At 36.1% G+C, this 12043-nt stretch carries 11 protein-coding genes; 8 read left to right on the forward strand and 3 right to left on the reverse strand.

What is annotated here, in order from left to right:
* Positions 1-223: 223 nt before the first annotated feature.
* The 6 genes from J3U24_RS10310 to J3U24_RS10335 are packed head-to-tail and all read left to right on the forward strand — an operon-like array spanning position 224 to position 6964.
* The gene (locus J3U24_RS10310) at positions 224-1819 is read left to right on the forward strand and encodes an ABC transporter substrate-binding protein (protein WP_267332337.1); all 1596 of its coding nucleotides are present in this window, start codon (positions 224-226) and stop codon (positions 1817-1819) included.
* 14 nt (positions 1820-1833) lie between these two features.
* On the forward strand, positions 1834-2811 hold the full coding sequence (locus J3U24_RS10315; protein ID WP_267346998.1) for an ABC transporter permease: 978 nt from the start codon (positions 1834-1836) through the stop codon (positions 2809-2811).
* Between the two features lie 2 nt (positions 2812-2813).
* The gene (locus tag J3U24_RS10320; RefSeq protein WP_220225593.1) at positions 2814-3644 is read left to right on the forward strand and encodes an ABC transporter permease; all 831 of its coding nucleotides are present in this window, start codon (positions 2814-2816) and stop codon (positions 3642-3644) included.
* Positions 3641-5281 carry an ABC transporter ATP-binding protein gene (locus J3U24_RS10325; protein ID WP_267337696.1) on the forward strand — a complete coding sequence of 547 codons (1641 nt, stop codon included), beginning with the start codon at positions 3641-3643 and terminating at the stop codon, positions 5279-5281. Before J3U24_RS10320 ends, J3U24_RS10325 begins: the two co-directional genes overlap by 4 nt.
* A 12-nt stretch (positions 5282-5293) precedes the next feature.
* Positions 5294-6145, forward strand: coding sequence for a VOC family protein (locus tag J3U24_RS10330; RefSeq protein ID WP_267329302.1), 852 nt, complete (start codon positions 5294-5296; stop codon positions 6143-6145).
* A gap of 15 nt (positions 6146-6160) precedes the next feature.
* A complete protein-coding gene (locus J3U24_RS10335) occupies positions 6161-6964 on the forward strand; it encodes a pyrroline-5-carboxylate reductase family protein (RefSeq protein ID WP_267330965.1) in 804 nt (267 codons plus the stop codon).
* Positions 6965-7026: 62 nt separating this feature from the next.
* Here J3U24_RS10335 and J3U24_RS10340 read toward each other — a convergent pair whose 3' ends face one another.
* Entirely contained in the window at positions 7027-8346 is a 1320-nt protein-coding gene (locus tag J3U24_RS10340) for an MFS transporter (protein WP_267337697.1), read from the reverse strand.
* A 183-nt stretch (positions 8347-8529) separates the two neighbouring features.
* Here J3U24_RS10340 and J3U24_RS10345 point away from each other — a divergent pair, with 183 nt between their 5' ends.
* Positions 8530-9570: a tagatose 1,6-diphosphate aldolase gene (locus J3U24_RS10345; RefSeq protein WP_065735046.1), complete on the forward strand. Its 1041-nt coding sequence runs from the start codon at positions 8530-8532 to the stop codon at positions 9568-9570.
* A 129-nt stretch (positions 9571-9699) separates the two neighbouring features.
* On the opposite strand, the gene grxB is transcribed toward J3U24_RS10345, so the two are convergent.
* Complete coding sequence (grxB, locus tag J3U24_RS10350; RefSeq protein WP_065562029.1) at positions 9700-10350, reverse strand: glutaredoxin 2; 651 nt, start codon at positions 10348-10350, stop codon at positions 9700-9702.
* Positions 10347-10973, reverse strand: a complete 627-nt coding sequence (locus J3U24_RS10355) for a Pr6Pr family membrane protein (protein ID WP_267337699.1) — start codon at positions 10971-10973, stop codon at positions 10347-10349. The genes grxB and J3U24_RS10355 overlap by 4 nt, the downstream gene beginning before the upstream one ends.
* A 146-nt stretch (positions 10974-11119) precedes the next feature.
* On the opposite strand from J3U24_RS10355, the gene xerD reads away from it, so the two are divergent.
* The gene (xerD, locus tag J3U24_RS10360; protein ID WP_267337700.1) at positions 11120-12034 is read left to right on the forward strand and encodes a site-specific tyrosine recombinase XerD; all 915 of its coding nucleotides are present in this window, start codon (positions 11120-11122) and stop codon (positions 12032-12034) included.
* Positions 12035-12043 lie beyond the last annotated feature (9 nt).

Below are 12043 nucleotides of genomic sequence, written 5' to 3' on the forward strand. Positions count from 1 at the left end.
TATTTTTAATTTATTGTGTATATGCGATATTTACCCTAAACATCTTAAAAAACTGGTGATCATAAAAATTCTACAAGTTAGCCTCGCGAGTAAATATATAACTAAAAGTAATATAAATATGCGATATCGGCATTTCTCAACTTTACTAAAAATTTTTATAGTTAAATCCTAAAAATTTTCATTGTTATAAATACCGAAAATATGGTGACAACAAGGAGCATACATGAAATTATTCAATATAAAACAGACATTTATTATAGGACTACTCTCAATTTTGTTGCCATTTTATTCGGTGGCGGATGAAAAAACACCGCAACGAGGTGGAACACTAGTTGTCCATTATTCAGGAGAACAAAGAGTTCTCAACCCTGCTTTACGCGCTTCAACGGGGGTATATGAAGTATCAGGAAAAGTAGTTGAATCATTAGTTGATCTCGATGCAGATGGCCAAATTGTTCCTGTTCTTGCTACATCATGGACTTCCTCACCGGATGGAAAAACAATAACATTCAAATTACGCGAAGGTGTCAAATGGCACGATGGTAAACCCTTTACATCACAAGATGTAAAATATAACGCATTAGAATTTTGGAAAAAAAGATTAAATTTCTCAACTGCATTACAACTTAATTTAACCTCTGTCGATACACCTGATGACCATACAGTGGTATTCAATTATTCTCGTCCAATGCCATTAGATTTACTATTAAGAGCTTTAGTTGATCTTGGCTATGTTGTTCCCAAACATTTGTACGAAGGTACCGATGTATTAAATAATCCTTATAACACCGCACCCGTAGGGACTGGGCCATTCAAGTTCGTTGAATATCAACGAGGACAACATATTATTGTTGAACGCAATCCTGATTATTGGCGAAAAGGATATCCTTATTTAGATAAAATAATCTGGCGCATTATTAACGATAACTCTTCAGCATCAGCTGCACTTGAAAGTGGACAAATTGATTTAAGTGCATACTCAAAATTAAGCCTTGCTGATATTAATCGATTCAAACAAAACTCAAAATTTGAGGTTTTAACAAAAGGTTCTCAAGCAAATATTTTCAATAATACTTTAGAATTTAACTTCCGCAATCCGATCATTGCTAACCTAAACGTTCGCAAAGCAATTGTTCAATCACTCGATATTCCTTTCTTCATCGATGACTTTTTATACGGATTTGGTAAGCCTGCAACCGGTATTATTCCATCATCAAACGTTTTTTACCCTAAAGACAGTAAAATTGTTTACCCTTTTGATAGAGAAAAAGCTGAACAATTATTAGATGAAGCGGGTTATCCACGAAAAGCTGACGGCACTCGTTTTACCTTAAAATTAGTCCATATTAATAATGGTGAAGATGTTCCACTTTTTGCAACATTTATCCAACAATCTTTAGCTGAAGTCGGCATTAATGTGGTTATCGTTAATCTCGACACTGCTGGCGCTTTAAATGCCGTTTATAAACTCCACGATTTTGATATTGCAACAGGATGGCACCAATATAGAGGCGATCCAGCAGTATCGACAACTGTTTGGTTACGTTCTGGCAGTCCTGAAGGAGCGCCTTGGACAAATCAATATGGCTGGAAATCAGATGCTGTCGACCAATTAATCGATAGTGCCGCAACTGAAATAGATCCAGTCAAACGTAAAGCACTTTATGGTCAACTAGTTGATGTCGTGAATACTGAACTACCACTCTGGTTCGCAACAGAACGTGAATTCATCTCAGTGATTAATAACAAAGTACACAATCATCATAATACAGCACGTTGGCCATCAAGTAGTTGGTTTGATGTATGGATAGAACACTAAGTTAAGGTGAAATGATGACGCATATACTGACTTTAGCACTTAGACGATTATTAACCACGATTCCAGCACTGGTTATCATACTAATCGCGCTATTTTTATTATTGCAATTGGCGCCTGGCGATACAGTGGATGCTTTACTTGCCCAAATTGGTGGTGCCGAGTCAAGCGTTATTGATGAAATGCGTCATCATTATGAACTTGACCAATCAACAAGTTCAAGATTAATCAATTATTTATGGCGATTAGTACATCTCGATTTAGGGCAATCAGCGATCTATAACAAACCTGTCAGTCATATCATTCTGGAACGTTTACCGGCTACATTATTGTTAATGGTTTGTGCAATGCTATTAGCATTTACTTTCGGAACAATTCTCGGCATTTTATCTGCTCAAAAAGTGAATCGTTGGCCAGATACACTCATTTCAGTATTGGGGCTAATTTTTTATTCAACACCTTCATTTTGGTTAGCTCTCATGGGAATTGTCTTCTTCTCAATTTATTTGAATTGGCTACCACCCAGTGGGTTTGGCAGTATCGGCGAATCATTAACGGGTATTTCAGCATTTTTTGATATTGCATGGTATTTAATCTTACCAACTACCACCCTAGCTTTAGTTTATCTAGCAATCTATTTACGCATTATGCGCGCTTCATTACTTGAAGTATCGACCTTAGACTTTGTAAAAACAGCTAAAGCGAAAGGATTAAGTAGCCGCCAGATACTGGTTAATCACATACTACGTAACGCCATGTTACCAATGATAACACTAATCGGCCTACAAGCAGGCACCATGTTAGGCGGTTCGGTGGTTATTGAAACCATTTTTGCCATCCCTGGATTAGGACGTCTTGCCTATGATTCTGTAGTACAAAGAGATCTAAACACTTTACTTGGCGTAGTATTTGTTTCAGCAATACTCGTTATCATTATTAATTTTATTGTCGATATGCTTTACGCAAAGCTCGATCCACGCATTACAGGACATTAATGATGGCGATATTAAAAGACTATTTCCGTAGCCCAATTGCTAGAATTGGTACAATTTTACTGTTATTAATTATCATAATTGCATTAAGCGCAGATTGGTTTTTTCCTGGCAATCCGCTTCGCTTAGCGGGTCGCCCATTACAATGGCCTTTTACAAATCCTAAATTTATCCTGGGAACAGATCAGGCAGGAAGAAATATCGCTGCCCAGCTTTTTCATGGTGCAAAAGTATCACTGATTATCGGACTCATCTCAACATTCATAGCAATTATTATTGGTGTGGTTATTGGTGCTATTTCAGGATTCTACGGAAGATGGGTTGACGACATACTGATGCGCCTTACAGAAGCATTCCAGATTTTACCTAACTTTTTACTATTACTCGTTGCTGTTGCGGTATTTGGTTCAACAATCAATATTGTGGTGATTGCAATTGGTGTTGTTTCTTGGCCGCCCGTTGCAAGGTTAACTCGAGCAGAATTTTTATCATTACGCAATCGTGAATTTGTACAGGCGGGAAAAACCATAGGTATGAGCTCAACTAGACTCATGTTTAAAGAGATTTTACCAAACGCATTACCGCCAGTAATTATGTATGCCAGTGTTATTTTATCAACCGCGATATTAATGGAAAGTGCGCTAGCTTTTTTGAGCCTTTCCGATCCCAATATTTCATCATGGGGGAATCTGGTCGGTAATGGGCGACTAGTATTACGTCAACAATGGTATGTTTCAGCTATTCCTGGCATTGCAATATTGCTAACCGTTTTATCTGCATCATTAGTTGGACAAGGAATAAATGATGCACTCAATCCAAGGTTAAAAAAACGATGAATCAAAAAAGACTATCAATTAAAAATTTAACCCTAGATTTGCCTCATGGTTCGGATCGAAAATATGCGGTTAATGATGTCTCACTAAATCTTTATGCTAACGAAATCCTATGTATTGTTGGTGAAAGTGGTTCGGGTAAATCTTTATTATCCAATGCAATCATGGGATTATTACCTGACGGTATTATTGCTTCTCAAGGTGAGATTGATTACGACGGAAACAACTTACTCACTTACCATGATGAACAAATGCGTAAAATTCGTGGTGCGCATATTGGTATGGTTTTCCAAGACCCGATGACTGCGCTAAATCCATTAAAAACCATCGCTAATCAAATTAGTGAAATGTTCACTATCCACACTAAGTTAACTAAACAAGAGATTAATCAGAAAGTTATCCAATTATTAACGGATGTGCAAATGCCCAATCCGCAGTCTGTTGCTAAAGCTTATCCACATCAACTTTCTGGTGGCCAGCGTCAACGTGCCATGATTGCTATGGCATTAGCATTAGAACCCGCTATTTTGATTGCTGATGAACCAACAACAGCTTTAGATGTCACAACTCAAGCATGCATATTAGAATTAATTCGCGAACTACAATCACGCAAAGGTACCGCAGTATTATTCATTACTCATGATTTTGGTGTAGTTGCTGATATTGCAACTCGTATTGCGGTTATGCAGAAAGGACAACTCGTTGAGCAAGGCTTGGCAAGTGACGTGTTAAATTCGCCAACACATCCTTATACACAAGCGTTAATAGCTGCTGTCCCTCCCCTTACTCCTGGTGATGTTCGACGTATTAATAAAGAAATTATTCTTGAAGTGAACAACCTATCAAAAACGTATCACAATCATAGCTTTTTTAAGCAAAACCGACGTACAACCTATGCGGTTAATAATGTTAGCTTTAAGTTACATAAAGGTAGTACTTTAGGCGTTGTGGGAGAAAGCGGCTCAGGTAAATCAACGTTAGCCAGATGCATTATTAAATTATTAGAAATAGACAGCGGTCAAATCAACTTTGAAGATGTAGATATTGCCAATTTAAAAGGGAAAAAACTTAAACAATATTCACGCCATATTCAGATGGTCTTTCAAGATCCCTATGCGTCATTAAATCCACGTCGAAAAGTCGGCGATCAAGTTACGATTGGACCAATACTTCACGGAACAAACAAACACGAAGCAATCAAAAGAGCAAAAGCGTTATTCAACATGGTGGGATTGGAAAGCGAGGCATTAAACCGTTATCCTCATGAATTTTCGGGAGGACAACGACAACGAATAGGCCTTGCTCGAGCATTAGCATTAGAGCCGAAAATATTGATTGCTGATGAACCGGTATCGGCGCTTGATGTTTCAGTTCAGGCACAAGTTCTTGAACTATTAACGCAATTACAAAAAAAGCTGGATTTAACGGTTCTATTTATCACCCATGACCTGCGAGTTGCTGCACAAATTTGTGATCATATTATTGTAATGAAATCAGGAAACATCGTCGAGCAAGGTATCGCATCACAAGTCTTTCTAAATCCGACAGCATCTTATACCAAAGATCTACTTGATGCGGTTCCTGGTAAAGGATGGAATCCACATCGATTAATTGATATGTCTCCCGCTATTCATATTTAAGGAGTGAATATAATGACAACACTTAGTCCACAAATTGATCATGTTGTAATCACCGTATCAGATCAGCTCGATCAAGCAAATTCTCAATATCAAAAACTGGGATTCACAACAACCCCAAGGGGCCACCATTCACTAGGAACAAGTAACAATTTAGCGATATTTACGACCACATATCTTGAGCTTTTAGGTTTTGAACCTCAAAATGCGGGTAAAGTAGATAAAAGTTGGTGTTTTGCTGACGGGCTAACTGGGTTGGTTTTCAAAACCAAAGATGCCAACAAACTTTATCAACAACTAGTTAGCCAAGGTATAAAAGTTGAGGGTGACGGTCCTAAATCCTTTTTTAGACCTGTCGAATTAAATGATGGCACTAAACCTGAGGCGCGTTTTAAAACCGTCAGATTAGACCCTTCCTATACACCAAATGGACAGATCTTTTTTTGCGACCAACTGACCCCGGAACTCGTTTGGCGTAAAGAGTGGCAAACGCACCCAAATGGTGTAATAAATATTAATCAAGTCATTATTGAAGCTCAAAAACCCCGTTCCTCAATTAACTTGCTTGAAAAAACTTTCCCTTCAGCAAACATTATCGAAATTGACGGAGGCGTACGTCTAAAAGCTGAAGATAAATTTATTGATTACCTTACACCAAATGCAATACAGCATCTTTTTGGCTCGTCAGTAAGTAAAGCGAATAACGACCAAGATCGTAAAGTTGCTTTAGGCTTCACAACAAAATCATTAGCGCAAACCCAACAAGCACTAGAAAAAGGAAAAATTAAATACAATTTACAAAATGATACGATTATCGTACCTGCCAGTGAAACATATGGTGTAGTTATGATTTTTAGCCAATTATAAATAGGAACTATCAGTATGAGTAAAATTTTATTTATAGGTAGTGGCCATATGTCTGAAGCGATTATTAGCGCTTTGATAAAAAATAAAACATATGAACCCCAAAATATATTAGTGAACGATATTGTTAAATCTCGCTTAGACTATTTACATTCAACTTATGGCGTTACCCCAACTGGCAAAATCGTCAATGCAGATATTATTGTATTGGGTGTTAGACCTCAAGATGCATGGAGTAAGATAGTTCAACAATTGGATGTTAAAGAGACTGTTATCATTTCAATCATTGCTGGAGTAACAATTGCCCAAATAAAACAATCCTTAAAAGTTGATCTTCCAGTTATTAGAACGATTCCAAATACACTTACCGATACAGGTTTTGGTTATTCAGGTATTGCTACCGACGAGAATGATCAGGCTGTTGCGAAACAAAAATCCGTTACCCAATTCTTCAAAAGTTTTGGTAAACTTGAATATATTGACGAATCACTGCTTGATATTTTTACTGGCTATGCCGTTGCAGGACCGAATTATATTTATTATTTTTATGAATCGTTAGTTGATGCTGGAGTTTTAGTTGGATTGCCCCGAGATATGGCAAAACGCATTGCAATTGAAAATTTACACGGCGCAGCCTCAATGCTTCAATTAAGTCAAAAACATCCAAGGCAATTACTTGATATTAATAACTCGCCAGCCGGAGTTGGAATACATAGTTTGTATGAACTAAATAATAGTGATTTTGCTGCAGGGTTACAACGAAGCGTGAAAGCTGGAGTCATTCGAACTATTGAGCTGGGAAAAAGCAGTAAAATAAGCTAAATATAATTGTTGAGGAACTTAAAAAACCCCGCTCCTCAACTTTTTTTATTATCTATTAAATGTTAAGAGATATCTTTTGCTATATATTTTTGGCTATTATTATTGATTAATAAAAATAGCCCGATCAATGCACCTAACACAAATAATCCAACAACATAAATAGCGGGCGCCATTTTACTTACAAAATCACTAAAAAATGAGATTAGTAATGGCGTTAAGCCACCAGCTATGGCATAAGCCATATTAAATGAGAACGACACACCGCTATAACGCACCTGAGTTGGAAACACTTTAACCATAAAATAAGCAAAAGAACCGACAATTCCAACACTAAAACCTGCTAATGAATAAGTGATAAATAGAAGATTCGGATTATCTAGTGATAGATAAAATATAGCAATCATGATAGCAGCCACGATACAACCAACAACAAGTACTTTGCCCATCGAAAACTTATCCATCATCATACCGTAAAATGTACAACTGATAATCAGTCCGATGATAGCTAATATATTCCCTTGCAAAGCTTCAATTGCTGAATAACCAAATTGCTTTTGTAACAAAATTGGCGTCATTAACATTATCACCATAATACCCGCTGACAACACCCAAGTAAGTAGCATCGATAAAATTGTTTGGGGTAAATATTGGGTAATCACAGTAATTACTGGCAACTTTCTTGATAATTCTTGATTTTTACGCTTTTGAATTTCAAGAAAAATCGGCGTTTCTTTTAGCCAACGACGTAGATACATAGCGATTAAACCGAAAATACCGCCGATAATAAATGGAATTCGCCATCCCCACTCATTCATTTGTTCTACCGAGATACTTTTACTCATTATTGTCGATACCAGCGAACCAAGCAGGATACCTAAACTTAATCCACTAGTTAAAATACCACACGCTAGACCTATTTTATTTTTAGGAACATGTTCGGCAACAAATGTCCATGCTCCAGGAACTTCACCACCAACGGCAAGTCCTTGGCATAATCGCATCATTAACAGTAATAATGGCGCAAAAATACCGATATTGGCATAAGTTGGTAGACAGCCAATAAATAATGTTGGTAAAGCCATCAATAGGATGCTAAGTGTAAACATTCTTTTGCGGCCAAATATATCACCAAAATGAGCCATCACAATACCACCAAAAGGGCGAATCAAATAGCCGGCAGCAAAAATGCCAAAAGTCTGAACTTGACTTAACCATGTAGGCATATTAGTCGGAAAAAATAAATGGCTAATCGTTATTGAAAAAAAGACAAAAATAATAAAATCATAAAACTCTAATGCGCCACCTAATGCTGAAAGTGCTAAGGTTTTATAATCCTGATTATTTAATGTTCTCACATTTTGGGAAATTGCAGAATTTGGCATAATCATCCTTGTAAATAATTGTTTACAATCAGTCTATTAAATTGTACTACTATACAAGAACTAGCTGTTATTTAAAAGAAAATATCTAAAAGCAAACAAAAATCAAAACTAGCACTAAATGATTAATAGTTGGCCATACAAATACCTACAATAACAAAATCTTAACAAATGGAGAGTTCTAAAATGGCAACAAAACGCATTTCTCGTGGAAAATTCAACCGTATGCAACAATTATCTAACCAAGATGGCGTAATTGCAGCATTAGCAATCGATCAGCGTGGTTCAATGGTAAAAATGATGCAAAATGCCGTTGGTCAAGAGCGTTATCACATTGACATGGTTTATGAATTTAAAGAGCTTGTTTCTCAGGAATTAACCAAATATGTTAGTGCCATTTTGCTTGATGAAGAACTTGGTTTCAAAGGTATGGCGGCAAAAAATAAAAATGCTGGCTTAATCATGTCTTATGAAAAAACTGGTTATGATGCCAATACTCCTGGTCGTTTACCCGATATTTTGCCTGAAGATTCATTGCAACGTTTATTGAAAAAAGGTGCTGATGCAGCAAAAGTCCTTGTTTATTATAATCCGGATGATCCTCAAGATATCTTAGATAAAAAACATGCCTTTTTAGAACGTTTAGGCAATGAAGCGAGAGCCGCTGATATTCCGGTATTTGTCGAACCAATTGTCTATGATAATGTGGTGACTGATGATAAAAGCCCTGAATTTGCCAAAATCAAACCTCAAAAAGTGATCAAAACTATTGAGGAATTTACTAAAGATCACTATTACATCGATATCTTAAAAGTAGAAGTGCCAGTTCTATTTAAAAATGTTGAAGGATTTAACGACAATAATCCTGTGGTATATTCCCAAAAACAAGCGGCTGAATATTTTAAACAAGCAAGTGACGCTGCTACACGCCCATTTATCTACTTAAGTGCGGGTGTACCAACCAAAACTTTCCATGAAGAGCTTATTTTTGCTGGCGAACATGGCGCTAAATACAGTGGTATTTTAGGCGGTCGTGCAACTTGGTTTGAAGGCGTGGCAGCATATGCTAACGGCGGTAAAGATGGCTTAAAACGTTGGCTAGATACAACTGGTCGTGAAAATGTTGAGCACCTTAACAAAATCTTAAAACAATACGCAACACCTTGGTATGATGTGTATGGTGGCAAAGATAAGATTGAAATTATTGATCCTGTATTAAGCAATTAATTGATTATTTTTAAAATTTATAACGAAGATTTAATACAAAAAAGAGTACAAGTTTTCTTCCTACTTGTACTCTTATAATTAGCAATTAATTAGCTGATTACTTTTTGATACTCCTGCAAATATCTCCAATTAGATAGCTTTATCAAAAAATAAATTTACTTTACTTTTTTCAGACATGGATTCTAAATATTCTCTGATTTTAGTTGGAAATTTAAGTCCTTTAACACATGTCAAATTGCGTAATATTGGGAACAAACAAATATCATCCCAAGATAATAAGCCATTACATGCATTAGGTGAAGTAATTAAAGATTCAAGTTGAGTAAATAAATCAGCTACCTTAGCGATTAACGAATCAGTCTGAGCAAGACATTCATCAAACGATCCCATCTTTTTACTCTTATTTGTGACAAAATTATCAATAGCATCTTGAGTAGCAAATTCAGCTAAACCAAGTTTGATATAACGCGGACACTCTAACTTATAGTCATATTGTTGAAGTTGTTTTATCAAAGCTTCAATTTTTGGATTTTTAGGTCCTGTTAAAATAGGGCTTCCGCCATAATTGCTATCGATATAAGCAACAATATCCAAACTTTCTGGCATATAGCTACCATCTTCTTTTTGTAAGATGGGTACCATTTTTTCGCCAATCATGCTTTCTGGTGATTTAGCATCATTACTTAGAAAAACATGCTGCTCAACCGGAATATTTTTCAAGCCAAAAATCATTCTTGCACGTACACAAAAAGGACAGTGTTCATAAATAAATAATTTCATATTCGTCTCCTAAAACAATCAATGCCCCATAATAAAAAAGCCAAGACTAAAAACAGCACAAAAACCAATCCAGAGGAATAAAGCGCTTTAGCGTAACCAACCTTCACTACATTAATAAAAGGATAGGGATATTGATTAGTAAAATAACCTCTTGTGAAGATATAAATACCATAAATTAGCATTGACAAAAACGAGCCAACGATAACCTTGAAATGAATGCGTCGAAATGGCCCCCATATTAACCAACTTAATACTCCAGCAATAGGTAAAACGACATGTAAACTCTCATTAGTAAATTGTAATAATGTACTCGGTGGTTTATGAATACTTCTTAATAATAGATTATAGACAATAGCCGTTATAATTACTCCGATTAAACCATTTAATCGAATCACTTTAAATAAATATCGATTACAGTTTGGATTAAAGGCTAACCACAAACAGCTAAATGCCAACATGAGATTAGACAACACGGTAAAAAAACTGTAATAAAAAACCATTCTCCCGATAGGTGTTCCTGGTTGCCAAGGCCGAAGTCGTGTATGCCAATAAATATAAGTTTCAAGACCTATTACCAAAAAAGCATATAGCACAATAAAAAGATTAATATTTCGTTTCAGCATAACTTATTATAAAAAATAACTGATAGTGCAGTATATCGTAGGCTAAAGAAAAGATACAAAAGATTCTTCCAACATAAACTAAAGTGAATAGTTATTAGCAGTTAGTATATAATAGGAAAAATCGTCGAAAAAAGAGTTGGCTTTTAATGTCTGATAAAGAGATATCATCACAAAATAAAATATTAATTGAACAATTTTTAGACTCAATTTGGTTGGAACGAAATCTTTCTGAAAATACTATCGAATCTTATAAACTCGACCTGTTTGCTTTAAGCCAATCACTGCAATCACAGCAAGTTAATTTCATCACTGCTCAATCAATTAATTTGCAGGAATTTTTATTGCAACGCGTTAAAGATGGTTATAAAGCAAGTAGTTCAGCTCGTTTACTTAGTGCGACTAAACGTTTTTTTCAATATTTATATCAAGAAAATTATCGTACGGATGATCCATCAGCTATATTATCATCGCCCAAATTACCCAAAAAGTTACCCAAAGATCTAACAGAATTACAGGTTGATGCTCTTCTTGAATCACCAAGTGTTGATGATCCAATAGAATTGCGAGATAAAGCCATGTTAGAAGTGCTTTATGCAACAGGGCTACGCGTTTCGGAGTTAGTGAATCTAGAGATTAGCGATGTAAGTCTTAGACAAGGAGTAGTTAGAGTCGTTGGTAAAGGAAATAAAGAGCGTTTAGTTCCTTTGGGAGAAGAGGCTATTTATTGGCTTGAATACTATTTCAAATATGCGCGCAACGATCTTTTAAAAAATGGCCCTGTTGATGTTCTTTTTCCAAGTCGATTGGGTAAAAAAATGACACGACAGACTTTCTGGCATAGGATAAAATATTATGCCATACTAACGGGCATTAATATAGAAGCCCTTTCGCCTCATGTACTTAGACACGCTTTTGCAACGCATTTACTTAATCATGGTGCCGATTTGCGTGTTGTACAAATGTTACTTGGGCATAGTAGTTTATCAACTACACAGATTTATACACATGTTGCAACAGAAAGATTAAAACAGTTGCACAGCAAACATCATCCTCGCGCATAGCGGTTCAAT

It is taken from the genome of Gilliamella sp. B2785 (assembly GCF_026537005.1).
GTDB lineage: Bacteria > Pseudomonadota > Gammaproteobacteria > Enterobacterales > Orbaceae > Gilliamella > Gilliamella apicola_E.